The organism is Paenibacillus sp. J2TS4, assembly GCF_018403245.1.
GTDB lineage: Bacteria > Bacillota > Bacilli > Paenibacillales > NBRC-103111 > Paenibacillus_L.
Window position 1 is genome coordinate 304,425 of the sequence record NZ_BOSH01000004.1, and the last position, 15,197, is coordinate 319,621.

The 15,197-nt window shown below is 46.5% G+C and carries 15 protein-coding genes; all 15 read left to right on the top strand.

Translation table 11 applies throughout. The features are described from left to right. Nucleotides 1-1,287, top strand: coding sequence for an EF-P 5-aminopentanol modification-associated protein YfmH (gene yfmH, locus KJS69_RS11600; RefSeq protein WP_213583921.1), 1,287 nt, complete (start codon nt 1-3; stop codon nt 1,285-1,287). Next, nucleotides 1,284-2,036 carry an elongation factor P 5-aminopentanone reductase gene (gene ymfI / locus KJS69_RS11605; RefSeq protein WP_213583922.1) on the top strand — a complete coding sequence of 251 codons (753 nt, stop codon included), beginning with the start codon at nt 1,284-1,286 and terminating at the stop codon, nt 2,034-2,036. The genes yfmH and ymfI overlap by 4 nt, the downstream gene beginning before the upstream one ends. A gap of 88 nt (nt 2,037-2,124) precedes the next feature. Beyond that, a complete protein-coding gene (locus KJS69_RS11610; RefSeq protein WP_213583923.1) occupies nt 2,125-2,379 on the top strand; it encodes a DUF3243 domain-containing protein in 255 nt (84 codons plus the stop codon). 264 nt (nt 2,380-2,643) lie between these two features. Next, nucleotides 2,644-3,411 (top strand): DUF3388 domain-containing protein, encoded by a 768-nt coding sequence (locus tag KJS69_RS11615; RefSeq protein WP_249730471.1) that lies wholly within the window; start codon nt 2,644-2,646, stop codon nt 3,409-3,411. A 28-nt stretch (nt 3,412-3,439) separates the two neighbouring features. Beyond that, nucleotides 3,440-4,309, top strand: coding sequence for a helix-turn-helix domain-containing protein (locus KJS69_RS11620; RefSeq protein ID WP_213583925.1), 870 nt, complete (start codon nt 3,440-3,442; stop codon nt 4,307-4,309). A 231-nt stretch (nt 4,310-4,540) separates the two neighbouring features. Further along, the gene (locus KJS69_RS11625; RefSeq protein ID WP_213583926.1) at nt 4,541-5,032 is read left to right on the top strand and encodes a YajQ family cyclic di-GMP-binding protein; all 492 of its coding nucleotides are present in this window, start codon (nt 4,541-4,543) and stop codon (nt 5,030-5,032) included. 103 nt (nt 5,033-5,135) lie between these two features. Then, nucleotides 5,136-6,464, top strand: coding sequence for a 30S ribosomal protein S12 methylthiotransferase RimO (gene rimO, locus KJS69_RS11630; protein ID WP_213583927.1), 1,329 nt, complete (start codon nt 5,136-5,138; stop codon nt 6,462-6,464). Next, nucleotides 6,461-7,045: a CDP-diacylglycerol--glycerol-3-phosphate 3-phosphatidyltransferase gene (gene pgsA, locus KJS69_RS11635; protein ID WP_213583928.1), complete on the top strand. Its 585-nt coding sequence runs from the start codon at nt 6,461-6,463 to the stop codon at nt 7,043-7,045. The genes rimO and pgsA overlap by 4 nt, the downstream gene beginning before the upstream one ends. A 49-nt stretch (nt 7,046-7,094) precedes the next feature. Then, nucleotides 7,095-8,339 carry a competence/damage-inducible protein A gene (locus KJS69_RS11640; protein WP_213583929.1) on the top strand — a complete coding sequence of 415 codons (1,245 nt, stop codon included), beginning with the start codon at nt 7,095-7,097 and terminating at the stop codon, nt 8,337-8,339. 479 nt (nt 8,340-8,818) lie between these two features. Then, entirely contained in the window at nt 8,819-9,865 is a 1,047-nt protein-coding gene (recA, locus tag KJS69_RS11645; RefSeq protein ID WP_213583930.1) for a recombinase RecA, read from the top strand. A 204-nt stretch (nt 9,866-10,069) separates the two neighbouring features. Beyond that, complete coding sequence (locus KJS69_RS11650) at nt 10,070-10,735, top strand: regulatory protein RecX (RefSeq protein WP_213583931.1); 666 nt, start codon at nt 10,070-10,072, stop codon at nt 10,733-10,735. 444 nt (nt 10,736-11,179) lie between these two features. After that, on the top strand, nt 11,180-12,730 hold the full coding sequence (gene rny / locus KJS69_RS11655) for a ribonuclease Y (RefSeq protein ID WP_249730472.1): 1,551 nt from the start codon (nt 11,180-11,182) through the stop codon (nt 12,728-12,730). 73 nt (nt 12,731-12,803) lie between these two features. Then, nucleotides 12,804-13,598: a TIGR00282 family metallophosphoesterase gene (locus KJS69_RS11660; RefSeq protein ID WP_213584094.1), complete on the top strand. Its 795-nt coding sequence runs from the start codon at nt 12,804-12,806 to the stop codon at nt 13,596-13,598. 116 nt (nt 13,599-13,714) lie between these two features. Continuing rightward, complete coding sequence (locus KJS69_RS11665; RefSeq protein ID WP_006286829.1) at nt 13,715-13,975, top strand: stage V sporulation protein S; 261 nt, start codon at nt 13,715-13,717, stop codon at nt 13,973-13,975. Nucleotides 13,976-14,109: 134 nt separating this feature from the next. Then, nucleotides 14,110-15,048 carry a dipeptidase gene (locus KJS69_RS11670; protein WP_213583932.1) on the top strand — a complete coding sequence of 313 codons (939 nt, stop codon included), beginning with the start codon at nt 14,110-14,112 and terminating at the stop codon, nt 15,046-15,048. Nucleotides 15,049-15,197 lie beyond the last annotated feature (149 nt).

The following is a 15,197-nucleotide window of genomic DNA, read 5'->3' on the forward strand; positions in this document are numbered from 1 at the left end:
ATGGAAAAGATCCGTTATGAGAAGTTGAATGAAACATTATACGTAGACCGGTTGGACAACGGATTGACGGTTTACGTTCTTCCCAAGTCCGGATTTCAGAAAACCTATGCGACTTTTGCAACCCGGTATGGTTCCATTGATAATCACTTTCGGGTGGAAGGCAAGGAGGAAGTCAAGGTTCCGGACGGGATCGCCCATTTTCTCGAGCATAAAATGTTTGAGGAGCCGAGCGGTGATATTTTTGCAACGTTCGCCTCTCAAGGGGCGTCGGCCAACGCCTTTACCAGCTTTGACCGGACCGTGTACTTATTTTCCGCCACCGGCCAAATTGAGGAGAATTTGACCACTCTCGTTAATTTCGTTCAGAATCCTTATTTTACGGATGAAAACGTGGAAAAGGAAAAAGGAATTATCGGACAAGAAATCAAAATGTACGAGGATCATCCGGATTGGAGAGTCTATTTTGGACTAATCGAAGCGATGTATCATACTCATCCTGTACGGATTGATATCGCCGGGACGGTTCAGTCGATTTCACAGATCACTAAAGAAACTTTGTACGAATGCTACCATACGTTTTATCATCCGAGCAATATGAGTTTATTTATAGTGGGCGGTGTAAATCCCGAACAAATTTTCCAATGGGTCCGGGACAATCAACAGGCTAAAACATTCGCCGACCAAGGAAGCATCCACCGCTATTTTCCGGTGGAGTCGGCTGAGGTTAAGGAGCATGTGAAGACGACGATTCTACCGGTCTCCGAGCCTAAGTGCATGTTCGGATTCAAGGAGCCCTCCGAATCGCTGGACGGGGCTGCTCTGCTGCGCAAAGAGCTGGTGACCAAGGTTATGATGGATTTATTATTCAGTCAAAGCTCAGCGGTCTATCAAACCTTGTATGATGAAAATTTAATTTCTGACAGCTTCGGCTACAACTACAACTGTACTCCGGAATATTCCTTCTCGATGATCGGAGGCGATACTCCGGATCCCGACAAGCTGCTGCAAAGAGTGGAGCAATTGCTAAAGGGTGTCCTGAAGGAAGGGATTTCCAAGGAAGATTTTGAAAGAAGCCGCAAGAAGAAAATTGGCGGATATTTGCGGATGCTGAATTCCCCGGAAGCTATGGCCAATCAATTTACCGCCTACCTGTTTATGGGCAGCGATTTCTTCTCCATTTTGCCAATATATGAGGAAATGACGCTCGAAGAGGTTAATCAGCGGCTAGCCGATCATTTTCAATGGGACCGTATGGCGGTTTCGATCGTCAGAAAAGAGCGGGGATGACGCTGAAGCCTTTTCCACAGCAAACGGTTCTAATTACCGGGGCGAGCCGGGGCATCGGAGCCGCTATAGCGGAGCGCTTCGCCCGGGAAGGGATGAACATCGTAGTTCATTACAGGCAGTCTCACGAAGAAGCCAATCAAGTAGCGAGGCGCTGTCTGGCCTATGGAGCCAATGTTATAACGGTCACAGCGGATCTTCGCTCCAGGGAACAGCTGATTCGTATGCGAGAGAAGCTCGAAAAGCATGGGATGCTTCCGGAAATATTGGTGAACAACGCCGGCATTGCCCATTATGGTCTGTTCTCCGATGTCACGGAGTCGGAATGGGATGACGTAATGAACGTCAATCTGAAAGGAACCTTTCTGTGCACACAAGTCTTTATGGAAGAAATGGTCCGGCTTAAATACGGCCGGATAATCAATGTATCGTCGGTCTGGGGGATTTCCGGTGCTTCCTGCGAAGTCGTCTATTCAACGGCCAAAGGAGGGATCAACGCTTTGACCAAAGCGTTGGCCAAGGAACTGGCCCCATCGGGGATAACCGTTAACGCTGTGGCGCCGGGAGTAGTTCATACGGATATGATGGCCCAGTTTAACGAAGAGGAGAAAGCGGCGATCAAGAATGAAATTCCTGCCGGACGATTTGGCGAGCCTGACGAAATCGCTTCGCTTGTTTATTTTTTGGCTCTTCCCGAATCAGGTTATATCAGCGGCCAAGTGATCAGTCCCAATGGCGGATGGATTACTTAAGAACGATAAAATCTTTGGGAGACGTATATTTGTCGGCAATAATGCAAATATTACGACTGTTAATTCATAACCCAAGGAGGAATTCCACGTGGAGACAACGGTATTAAAATCATTTGAAAAGTGGAAAGAATTTTTGTCGAATCGTGTCAAAGAAGCGGAAAAAGCGGGAATGAGCGAGGAGACGATTTCCAATCTCGCGTACCAAATCGGAGGCTTTCTGGCTGATAAAATTGATCCGCAGAACATGGAAGAGCGGCTGCTCAAGGAACTTTGGGATGTGGCCGACGCTAACGAGCAGAGAGTCATTGCCAGCTTGATGATGAAGTGGGTAAAACAGTCTTAATAAAAGCAAAAAATGCCTCCTTTTTGGAGGTTTTTCTCTTATAACCGTGGTATACTGATAGTATGTGACCATTTTTAACATAATTTTTGGGCGGAAAGCGTTTTTAGCGAAATTTGTAGGATTTTGCCCGACAATTATTTAACAGCGGTTTTTGTGAACAAGCTGCTTCAAGGAAGAGTTTATAAAGTCACTTTTCAGCACTTCTTTAGAAGTATCGTTGTACCGTCTTTCGTTGTGGAGTAGAGCAAAGGCAGGTGATCGGTTTTGCAAATGAAACAGTGGTACATGGAATACAAAATACATAAAAACCGAACCGGTTTGCTTGGTGATATTGCCTCATTAATGGGGATGCTTGAAATCAATATTTTAACCATTAATGGCGTCGAGGACCGGACTCGAGGCATGCTCCTGCAGACGAATGACGATGAGAAGATAGAAGTTATGGGTAAAATGTTAGAAAAGGTCGACAATATTACTATAAACGCTCTTCGCAAGCCTAAGCTCGTCGACATTCTTGCCGTAAGACATGGAAGATACCCCGAGAGAGATTCGGATGACAAAAAAACGTTCCGATTTACACGGGAGGAGCTGGGGCTTCTGGTCGATTTTCTCGGTGAAATTTTTAAACGCGACGGCAATCAGGTCATTGGCTTGAGAGGGATGCCGAGAGTGGGCAAAACCGAATCCGTCATTGCTGGAAGCGTTTGTTCAAATAAGCGCTGGACCTTTGTTTCTTCTACTCTTCTCAAGCAAACGGTAAGGCAGCAATTATCGATGGATGAAATGAATCCGAACAACGTATTTATTATTGACGGCATCGTTTCGTCCATGCGCGCCAACGATCAGCACCGGCTGCTTGTTCAGGAAATTATGGCCATGGAATCTACGAAAGTGATTGAACACCCCGATATTTTCATTAGAGAAACTCCTTATAATTATGACTTATTTAATGTCATTATAGAGCTAAGACACGATCCGGCTGAAGAAATCAGCTATGACGCCCTTACCTCCGGGTATGGCGATTTTATATGAAAGCATCGTACAGTCAGGAGGTGAATGTGTGCACGAACTGGGTCAACTATTGAAAAAGCAAAGAATCGAAAAAGGAATTTCTTTGGATGACTTGCAGGAGACGACCAAGATCCGAAAGAGATATTTGGAAGCGATTGAAGAAGGGAATTACAAGGTGCTTCCAGGTAATTTCTATGTCCGCGCCTTCATTAAAACTTACGCGGAAGCGGTAGGATTGGATCCTAACGAACTATTGCAGCTCTATCGCAACGTTCTTCCCGCGACCGATCCGGACACAGCGGTAGAACAAGTAACCCGAAGCAGGGTGGCTACAAAGACAGGCGATGGGTGGGGAAAATGGGTGACCGGCATCATGCTGTGGGCCTTTCTGATCCTGATCCTTTTTCTGATATGGTTTTTTGTAAACAAATATCATGTTGCAGGGAGTGATCTGGAGGAGCCGGGCCGTCATAAAATTACAGACCGTCAATCCTCGGAGATTAATAACCCAAATGCCACATCTACCCCTTCGGCAGGTACGGTTCAACCAACGGCGACGCCTTCTCCCACTCCGACGCCGCAGCCGGCCGTCGAGCTGGTCAAAAGCGAGAATGGCGTAGATTTTTATCAAATTAACGGTACGGATAAAATCAATGTAGAGCTAACGGTAACCGGTAAAAAATGCTGGGTCGGCCTGGATTCCTTGCCGGATAAGGTATCGGTGGATCAAGGCAATTTCGAGAATGGGGCCAGCAAAAGCTGGGAGCTCACGGAGCCTGTCTTTATGACATTGGGCGCCCCCAACGCGGTGGAGCTTAAAGTTAACGGGGTTTCTATCAACGTGGGAGACAAGCCGAACCCTAAACGGTTTCAATTCGAATTTGCTCAATCGGATACGGACACTGCGGATGAACTCTAGGTTATTGCCGTAGCTGTCTTAAGTGCCATTTATTATCGTCCTTGCGACTGCAAGGACTTTTCTTTGTGGGTTGGCTGGCAGATTCCAGGCCGGGTCCGGGGGGCTATGATTTTGGGCCCAGCCAACGGTTTTTTCTTCATCTGACCCGCCGCCGGGGAAGCCGGGGTTTTGTTCAAAACCAAATGTTGCTATAATTAAGGATAAACATAGAGGAAGAAAGGGTGAACGTCCGTGGCATCGGAACATTCTTTTGACGTTACTTCAAAAATGGATATGCAGGAATTGAACAATGCCATTAATCAAACGGAGAGGGAACTGGCCAATCGGTTTGATTTTAAAGGAAGCAAGAGCAGCTTGGAGCTGGACAAAAATCAATTAATTATCATTTCAGATGATGAGTTTAAGCTTCAGGCGGTTATTGACATTCTTCAGTCAAAAATGGCAAAAAGGGGAATTTCTCTAAAAAACGTAGAGTATGGGAAGGTAGAGCCGGCTGCTCAAAGCACGGTCCGGCAGACTCTGGATCTGAAGCAAGGAATCGATCAGCCGATGGCGAAGAAAATTAACACGCTGATTAAAGACTCCAAACTGAAAGTAAGCAGCCAGATTCAAGGAGACCAGATCAGAGTATCCGGCAAGAATAAAGATGATCTGCAAAAGGTTATTCAGCTGCTCAAGCAGGCGGAGCTTCCGCTGGATCTGCAATTCGTCAACTTCCGCTAACGGCTGCGGGCTGCCCAAGTGGCGGCCTCATGCCTTTTTGACACTGGAAAATACAATATATTATACTTGTTTGAGGATAAGGATAAGTACTGGGGGCCTATTAATGTCTGAGAAAGTAATGGTGGTCACGCTTGGCTGTGAGAAAAATATGGTGGATTCCGAGATTATGTCCGGACTTATCCATGAAAGAGGCTATTCTCTTGTTGAGGATAAAGAGGAAGCTACAGTAATCATTGTCAACACATGTGGTTTTATCGATGCGGCTAAGGAAGAATCGGTCAATACGATATTGGATATGGCCGAGTTGAAGCATACTGCTAATTTGAAGGCTTTAGTCGTATCCGGATGCTTGACCCAGCGTTATAAAGAAGAATTGATGCAGGAAATGCCGGAAATCGACGGGATTGTCGGTACAGGGGATTTTGTTAATATTAATGATATTGTCGATGAAGCGCTTGCAGGGAAAAAGCCGGTTATGGTGGGGAATCCGGTGTTTAACTATGAAAGGATTTTGCCGCGACGCGTCGGCACTCCGCGCTATACCGCTTATGTCAAAATCGCTGAAGGCTGTGACAATGCATGTACTTTCTGCAGCATTCCGATCATGCGCGGCAAATTCCGCAGTCGGAGCATGGAATCGATTATTGCGGAAGTGACTCAACTGGCGGAACAAGGAGTTAAGGAAATTAGCCTGATCGCCCAGGACTCGACTAATTATGGTACGGATCTGTACGAGCAATTTATGCTGCCCGAGCTGTTGAATAAGGTAAGCGAAGTGCCGGGGATCGAGTGGGTGCGGCTCCATTACGCATATCCGGGATTCTTTACAGATGAATTGATAGAGACGATCGCTTCCAATCCGAAAATTTGCAAATATATTGATCTGCCCCTGCAGCATAGTGAGGATAGAATATTGAAGCGAATGAGAAGGCCGGGCAGACAGAAGGATTCTCGCGAGCTCATTCGCAAAATTCGGGAGCGGATGCCGGATGTAGCTCTGCGCACGTCCATTATCGTAGGGTTTCCGGGAGAAACAGAAGAGGATTTTGCCAATCTGGTGGAATTCATTAAAGAGGTCGAGTTTGATCGGCTCGGAGTCTTTACTTATTCCATGGAGGACGATACACCGGCTTCCAGATTGCCCGATCAGCTGCCGGACGATGTGAAGGAATATAGAGCAAATACGTTAATGGAAATCCAGAGACAAATTTCCAACCTCCGGAATGGCAGACGGATAGGACAGGAGCTGGACGTTCTGATTGAACGCTATGACGGACGTAATGACGTATATATCGGCCGCTCCCAATATGACGCTCCGGAAATCGATGGAGAAGTATTTGTTAGCAACTGCCGGGCTGAAATCGGAGAGCTCACGAAGGTTCGCATTTCCCATTCATTGGAATACGATTTATCCGGGGAGGCTATTGCATGAACCTGGCCAACCGAATAACTCTGGCTAGGATTTTTCTAGTCCCGATTATTGTCTTCTTTCTGCTGGTCAATCTCAGATTGCCGGAGATTCAGATTGAATCGTTCAGCATAACGTATAATCAGATCATCGCTGTTCTGATCTTTATTATAGCTGCGAGCACGGATAGTCTGGACGGTTATATTGCGCGCAAAAGAAAGCTGGTCACCAACCTGGGAAAATTGCTTGATCCGCTAGCGGACAAACTGTTGGTTTCCGCTGTTCTTGTCTCCCTTGTCGAGATGGGCAAGCTGGATGCCTGGATCGCAATCGTTATTATAAGCCGGGAATTTGCGGTAACGGGCTTACGGCAAATAGCCGCTCTTCAGGGGCAGGTCGTAGCGGCGGACAAATGGGGCAAGTGGAAGACAGGGGTGCAAATTACGGCCATTATCGCGCTTCTGGTCAATAATTTCCCGTTTACGTTTATTGGATTTCCGTTTGATGTTATTGCCAGTTGGGTAGCGGCTATTCTCACCATCTATTCAGGAATTCATTACTTTATCCGAAATAAGCGAGTACTGGAAATATCATCGGAGAAGTGATGGTTTCTCAGGAAGTGCATGAACATTTAGAGCCGCCGGGAGGAATAAGATGAAAGCAGAAATTATCGCGGTTGGGACGGAACTGCTGCTGGGACAAATTGTCAATACGAATGCCCAATATTTATCACAGCAATGCGCGAGCCTTGGGATTGATGTATATTTTCAAACGGTGGTCGGTGATAACGAGGAACGGTTGCGGCAAGCATTGGATACGGCGAAAAACAGAGCGGATTTCATTATCTGCACCGGTGGTTTGGGCCCAACGAAGGATGACTTGACTAAAGATGTACTGGCTGCTTATGTCGGACAAAAATTGGTCATGCACGAACCGTCGCTGGAGAAAATTGAGTCGATGTTCCAACAACGAGGGCAGGAAATGGCAGAAAGCAATGCGAGGCAAGCGTTAATGCTGGAAGGAAGCGACCCTCTGAACAATGATAACGGATTGGCGGTAGGCGTGGCGCTGTCTCATGAGGGTGTTCATTATATGCTTCTTCCCGGACCTCCGAGAGAGATGAAGCTGATGTTCGATACTTATGGCACCGAATGGATCTCCAGGATGACAACCGGAGGCGGAGGCCTCCACTCCAAAATGCTGAAATTTGCCGGAATCGGCGAATCTTCGCTGGAGAAAGAGCTCCTCGATCTGATCGAGTCTCAGCAGGACCCGACGATTGCCCCATACGCCAAAGAGGGAGAAGTGACGATTCGCCTCACTACGCGGGCAGAATCGCAGGAGGAAGCGGGCTCGAGGTTTGGACCGGTAGAGGATGAAATTCGCCGCCGACTGGGTTCATATTTGTATGCCACGGAGGACAAGCCGATCGAACAAGTCATTTATGAGCTTCTGAAGGAGCAAGGGCTAACTTTGTCTGCGGCGGAGAGCTGCACAGGCGGTTTGATCGGCGATTTGATCACGTCGGTTCCCGACAGCTCCACCGTATTCAAAGGGGGCGTTGTCAGCTATACCAATGAGGTCAAGCAATCGGTTCTCAAGGTTCCTGCCCGTTTACTGGAAGGGCCGGATGCCCCCGGAGCGGTTAGCCAAGAGACGGCAGAACAGATGGCCTGCAGCGTGCTGGAGCTGATGGACACCGATTATGCGCTGTCTGTAACGGGTTATGCCGGACCGGGAGCTCCAGAAGGACAACTGGGGCTTGTCTTCATCGGTTTGGCTGAACGTGGCAAGCCGGTTGAAGTCATTAAGGCTCGCTATTCAGGCAACCGCGAGATGATCAAATTAAGGGCGGCCAAAACGGCCTTCTATCAGCTTTGGAAAAAGCTTAGATCTTAATTGGGAAGTCTGTATCAGCGATGTTCTGTTGTCTCGAGTTTAGCTCGCGGCGACCATTAAACGGCCAGATCTTTCAGAGTTTCCTTGATTTTCCTGAAGCAGGTTGATATTATAGTAGATAGATTTTAATAATCGGGCGGAAGCACCGCAGCAAAAGGACCTTTTCTTTTGCTGCGTTTTTTGTTTCTAGCAGATTTGCTTCCATAGCCCGCCAAGGGAGAAAATACTGCAGTGAAGGGAGTGAAGAACTAGCTTTCGTAAAAAGCTTATTGTGATGCCCCCCTTGGGTATCTTTGGAAAACGGAACAATAGAAGCATGTCGGTATTAAAGAATAATAGTGCATATAGTAACTCTATTAGAGAAGAGTGTGCAGGCTCGGTGTAAAATAAAAAAAACGAATGTATGTTCGAAAAACTACTTGGCAGAGAGACCAAAAAGAGGTATCATAGAACTATATTAACAGAAGGAAGTGATTGGATTGTCAGATCGGCGTGCAGCGTTAGACATGGCATTGCGAAATATAGAGAAGATGTTCGGTAAGGGCTCCATCATGAAGCTGGGAGAATCGACTCATATGCAGGTGGAGACTGTTCCCAGCGGATCACTCGCTTTGGACCTTGCTTTAGGAATAGGCGGTTTCCCAAGAGGAAGAATTATCGAAGTGTACGGACCTGAATCGTCTGGTAAGACGACCGTAGCCCTGCACGCTATTGCTGAAGTGCAGAAGATTGGCGGACAAGCTGCCTTTATCGATGCGGAGCACGCTCTGGATCCCCAGTATGCGAAGAAGCTGGGAATTAATATTGACGAATTGCTTCTTTCTCAACCGGATACGGGAGAGCAAGGGCTGGAGATTGCTGAAGCGTTGGTTCGCAGCGGAGCGGTGGATATCATCGTTATCGACTCGGTAGCTGCATTAGTGCCGAAGGCGGAGATCGAAGGGGAAATGGGAGATTCCCATGTCGGACTCCAAGCGAGGCTGATGTCCCAGGCATTGCGGAAGCTTTCCGGTGCTATCAATAAATCCAAAGTTATTGCGATCTTTATTAACCAGCTTCGGGAGAAGGTCGGCGTTATGTTTGGCAATCCGGAGGTCACTCCCGGAGGAAGAGCTCTGAAGTTCTATTCGACGATCCGGCTGGATGTGCGTCGCGTAGAAACGTTAAAGCAGGGCAATGATATGATCGGTAACCGGACCCGAATTAAAGTTGTGAAGAATAAAGTGGCTCCTCCATTTAAACAAGCGGACATTGATATTATGTACGGCGAGGGCATTTCCCGGGAGGGCAGCATCATTGACATTGGGACAGAGATGGATATTATTGACAAGAGCGGCGCGTGGTATTCATACGAGAATGAGCGTCTTGGACAAGGACGGGAGAATGCGAAGCAATACTTACGCGATAATCCGCAGATTGCGGAGACGATCGAAAAGAAAATTCGCGATTCCAGCAACTTAGGTCCCGTTATCTCTTCCGAAGAGGAAGAGGATGACGAAGACTTTGAATTAACACTTGAAAATTAATCGATTCCTACCGCACCTTGCTCTTTTGAAAGGTGCGGTCCTTTTTTCCACACATAGAATTTACAAGTATCTGCTTCCTGAATCCCATCAAATTCTATTTGGCGATAAAAACAACATTTAAACGCGGTCGCTCATCCTCGAAGGACTCCGATAGGAGTTTTTCTCATGTTAGAAAATCATTGCAGAATAAATAAGGAGATCCGAATGAAGGACGTCAAATCGACTATTACGCAGGTGGAGAAACAAAGAAGACATCCGCGTTATAATATATATGTGGACGGGGAATACGCTTTTGCGGCCCATGAAGATCTGGTGGTCAAATATAGATTGCTTAAAGGCTCTGTTCTCGATACCGAACAAATTCAGCAAATCATACAAGAGGATGAATACCATCAAGCCTACCTTTATTCCATTCGAATGATCGGCCGAAGACCGCACTCCATCAAGGAAGTGAAGGAAAAGCTTGCGACCAAAGGGTATGACGTCCGGACGGCCGATGCTGTAACGGCTAAATTGAAGGAACAGGGCTATGTCAATGATCTGCAATTTGCGCAAATGTGGGCAGATCATAGAGTTCGGTTGCAAAAAAAAGGAATAAGATGGGTGCGGCATGAGTTGCAGCAAAAAGGAATTAGCAAAGACAAGATAGAAACGGCTTTAGCGGGGCTGGACAGCGAGGCGGAGTGGGGAGGCGCTCTTCAACTGGCGGAAAAAAAATGGAGACAGACTAAAGGAGCCCGATTGGATAAAAGAAGAAAAGTAACGGCTTATTTGCTAAGAAGAGGGTTTTCTTCGTCTGTTGTTAAGAAAGCGTTGAATCAAGTAGATGTCCGTGAAGCCTTGGAGGAAGAGGAATTAGATGAATATTAATATTATTAATAATTAATGACATTAACTAAAAAAGAACGTTGTTAGGGCACATTATAAGATCTATCCCGGCTTGCAAGTTCCAGTATATACTTGGGACAAGAACGTCCTACTTGCTTGACAAGCTTTCTTTGCAAAAGATAAAATAATGATGTATATTTTTCTATTTATCTTGATTTTGTATATAATCAAGAAATGGGAAGGTAAACCCGCCAATTTTACTGGATCACTGCCAAAGAATGTGATTGAATTTCCACAACATTCGTGTTTGTGTCAAATTCAAACCCGTCATCCTGATCTTTCTTGAAGCTTCTTTAGGTTAAAACGGTAACAATTCTCAGCAAGGATGATTGGGCGCTATTAACGAAATGAAGCTATGGTTAAAAAACCGAATGAGAATTCACCCCAAGCTAATCCCTTGGAGGAATCAACGAGGAGGTGAACAAGATGAACGACTCTTGGATCATCTGGGCCGTGCTCTCACTCGTTGTTGGACTTCTTCTGGGCGTTGGGATTGGCTACTTTATCCGCAAATCTCTCGCTGAAGCTAAGATTTCGAGTGCTGAACACGCAGCCCAACAGATCATTGAGAATGCTAAAAAAGAAGTAGAAGCGCAGAAGAAAGAATCGATTCTGGAAGCTAAGGACGAGATTCACAAGCTGCGTCAAGAAGCGGAAAAAGAAATTCGCGATCGCAGAAACGAAACAACTCGCCAGGAAAGACGATTACTGCAAAAAGAAGAATCTTTGGATAAAAAGCTGGAATCTCTGGAACGTAAAGAGGAACAGATCACTGGCAAAGAGAAGCGGATCGATGAGACGCAGGCTCAAATTGATCAGCTGTACAAAGATCAAGTAACTGAACTGGAACGGATATCCAATCTAACGATGGATGAAGCCAGAACGATCATCCTGTCCGGAGTGGAGCAAGAGGTTCGTCATGAAACGGCTCAGTTGATTAAGGATATTGAGCATCAAGCCAAGGAAGAAGGGGACAAGAAGGCCAGAGAGATCATTACGCTTGCCATTCAGCGCTGTGCGGCCGATCATGTAGCGGAAACTACCGTATCCGTAGTCACTCTTCCGAATGAGGAGATGAAGGGAAGAATCATCGGTCGTGAAGGAAGAAATATTCGCGCCCTGGAGACTCTGACTGGAATCGACTTGATTATCGACGATACTCCAGAAGCGGTCATTCTGTCCGGATTCGATCCGATCCGTAGAGAAATTGCAAGAGCCGCTTTGGAAAAGCTGGTCGCTGACGGCCGTATCCATCCTGCTCGTATTGAGGAGATGGTGGAGAAATCCCGTAAGGAAGTGGATGACCGCATCCGGGAATACGGAGAACAGGCGACATTCGAGACAGGAGTTCACGGTCTGCACCCTGATTTAATTAAAATTTTGGGACGCTTGAAATTTAGAACAAGCTATGGACAGAATGTGCTTAAGCATTCCATGGAAGTTGCTTATTTGGCAGGTCTAATGGCAGGAGAATTAGGAGAAGACGTAACTTTGGCGAAACGGGCCGGCTTGCTTCATGATATTGGTAAAGCTTTGGATCATGAAGTCGAAGGCTCCCACGTAGAGATTGGCGTGGAAATTGGTAAAAAGTACAAAGAGCATCCCGTGGTTATCAACAGCATTGCATCGCACCATGGAGATTGTGAAGCCACCTCGGTTATTGCGATGCTGGTCGGTGCGGCTGACGCATTGTCCGCAGCCAGACCAGGGGCAAGAAGAGAGACGCTCGAAACGTATATTAAACGTTTGGAGAAATTGGAGGAAATATCGGAGTCGTTTGAAGGGGTAGAGAAATCATACGCCATTCAAGCGGGCCGTGAAATCCGGGTTATGGTACAGCCGGAGAAGGTGGACGATACAGAAGCGTTCCGTCTGGCCAGAGACATTACGAAGAAAATCGAAAATGAACTCGATTACCCGGGACATATTAAAGTTACGGTCATTCGCGAGACGAGGGCCGTGGAATACGCCAAATAATATGGCACAGCAAAAAGTGGCTAATACAGCCACTTTTTGCATATTATACTACTTGATACGGGGAGGGATTGTTATCAAAGTCGTCTTTATAGGAGATATCGTCGGTTCCGTTGGACGCAAGGCGGTCAAGGAAATGCTGCCGATAATAAAAAAGAAGTGGAGTCCGGACTTTATTATAGCCAACGGAGAGAATGCGGCAGCCGGCAGAGGCATTACGAAGCAAATAGCCAAAGATTTGTTCGAGCAGGGAATACACGGAATAACGATGGGCAATCATACGTGGGATAATAAAGACATTTTTGATTTTATCGATGAGGAATCCCGTATGGTCAGACCGGCTAATTTCCCGGAAGGAACACCCGGAAGGGGGGCGGCAGTGTTAAAGTCAGAAGGAAAAGAGCTGGCCATCATCAATCTTCAAGGCCGGACCTTCCTGCCTCCTCTGGACTGTCCTTTTGCCAAAGCCGAAGTGCTCGTTAAGCAGATAACCAAGAAGACCAAACATATTCTTGTAGACTTTCATGCGGAAGCGACCTCCGAAAAAATAGCGATGGGGTGGCATCTGGATGGGAAAGTATCTGCGGTCGTGGGCACTCATACACACGTGCAAAGCCACGATGAACGAATATTGCCGCTGGGAACGGCCTATATTACTGACGTCGGGATGGTCGGTCCACGGGATGGTATTCTGGGTATGGAGAGATCAGCAGTTCTGCAAAAGTTCAGGACTCAGCTTCCCGTCCGCTTTAATGTGGATGAGGGCAAATGGCACTTTCATGCCGTCTTTATCGAGCTGCATCCGCAAAGCGGCTTGTCTCAACGAATAGAGCTTATTCGCAGCTATGAAGATCAATTTATAATGGAATAGTCTAACGATTCATTATATTTCGAAATTTCTCTCCTCCTTTAGCAGGAATTTTTAGTTGGATTCTCGAATAAGATGGGTACTGGAATCAATCCATCATTCCTGAGGAGGTACTTTTCATGGAAGTATTAAAAGTTTCAGCAAAATCCAATCCAAATTCCGTTGCCGGAGCGCTGGCCGGGGTACTTCGCGAACGCGGAGCCGCTGAACTGCAAGCTATCGGGGCGGGAGCTTTGAACCAGGCCATTAAAGCCGTGGCTATCGCAAGAGGATTTGTTGCGCCCAGTGGAGTGGATTTGATTTGTATTCCAGCTTTTACTGATATTGTCATTGATGGCGAAGACCGTACAGCCATTAAACTTATTGTCGAGCCAAGATGAGGAACTTCCCTCTGTTAACGGACCAGTGAAGTGATAGATTCCCTATGCCTGTTTACACAAGTAAACAGGTTTTTTTGTAGCTGCATAACGGAATTTATATTCTTAGTATATAGATTCGGGAAAGGTGTGAAAGAATGAAAATTATTGATACTCATTGTGATTTGCTATATCAAATGTTTAGAAATCCCAAGGTACAATTCGAGCAAGGGGATGGGGAAGCGGATGTTTCATACAGCCGTCTGAAAAAAGCAGGGGTCGTCCTCCAATGGTTCGCGATTTACCTTCCCGATGATCCCCGATACTATTCGTTCGAGCATGTACTGGCTTGCATCGATTTGTTCCGTACCAGAATCGCAGCCTGTCCGCAGGTACATGTGGTGCGAAATCGCGAAGACCTGTCGACTTCATTGGCAGAGGGCAAGCTGGGAGTTATGCTGACGCTGGAAGGGGTAGAAGGTCTCGCCGCTAATATAAGCCACCTGCGAACGGCCTATGACTTGGGAGTAAGAAGCATCGGCATAACCTGGAACCATGCTAATTGGGCTGCAGATGGAGTAGGAGAACCAAGACTAGGAGGCTTCACTCTCCGAGGGAAGGCCTTTGTTCAAGAGTGCGATCGATTGGGGATAGTACTAGATGTTTCTCATTTGTCGGAAAAAGGTTTTTGGGAGCTATGCGAGCTGTCGCCGCGCCCTTTTATCGCTTCCCATTCCAATGCTTATCAAATTTGCGCGCATCGCAGAAATCTGAAGGATGACCAGATTCGGGCGATCATTCAGAAAAAAGGTCGGATAGGGATTACTTTTGTACCGGCTTTTGTCCGTCCGGAGGAACCGCAAATCAAGGATCTTCTTCTGCATATTGATCATATTTGCTCGCTTGGAGGCGAGGAAAGAATTGGCTTTGGCTCGGACTTCGACGGAATGGATGATAAAATTCCCGGGCTGGAGCATCCGGCACACTACAGCCGGCTCGCGGATGAGCTGCATAAGCGGTATACAAATGAGCAGGCGGAACGCTTTTTGTTCGGAAATTGGAACTCCTATTTACTCCAAAACCTTCCTGAAGCGTAAAAAAACATGAGAATGAACAGTAAATACGATCAATCTAATATTGATATGCATACGATCTAAAAATACTATCTATCTTTTAAGCTTGAACACTTGCTTTTTAGCTAGTAAAGTCATAAAATTTGGATGAGCGCACTACAAATTTTTTTTAT

Coding starts and splice junctions, on each gene's coding strand:
- yfmH (WP_213583921.1), top strand. CDS start 1: ATGGAAAAGATCCGTTATGAGAAGTTGAATGAAACATTATACGTAGAC.
- rny (WP_249730472.1), top strand. CDS start 11,180: ATGAACGACTCTTGGATCATCTGGGCCGTGCTCTCACTCGTTGTTGGA.
- pgsA (WP_213583928.1), top strand. CDS start 6,461: ATGAACCTGGCCAACCGAATAACTCTGGCTAGGATTTTTCTAGTCCCG.
- KJS69_RS11650 (WP_213583931.1), top strand. CDS start 10,070: ATGAAGGACGTCAAATCGACTATTACGCAGGTGGAGAAACAAAGAAGA.
- KJS69_RS11670 (WP_213583932.1), top strand. CDS start 14,110: ATGAAAATTATTGATACTCATTGTGATTTGCTATATCAAATGTTTAGA.
- ymfI (WP_213583922.1), top strand. CDS start 1,284: ATGACGCTGAAGCCTTTTCCACAGCAAACGGTTCTAATTACCGGGGCG.
- rimO (WP_213583927.1), top strand. CDS start 5,136: ATGTCTGAGAAAGTAATGGTGGTCACGCTTGGCTGTGAGAAAAATATG.
- KJS69_RS11665 (WP_006286829.1), top strand. CDS start 13,715: ATGGAAGTATTAAAAGTTTCAGCAAAATCCAATCCAAATTCCGTTGCC.
- KJS69_RS11640 (WP_213583929.1), top strand. CDS start 7,095: ATGAAAGCAGAAATTATCGCGGTTGGGACGGAACTGCTGCTGGGACAA.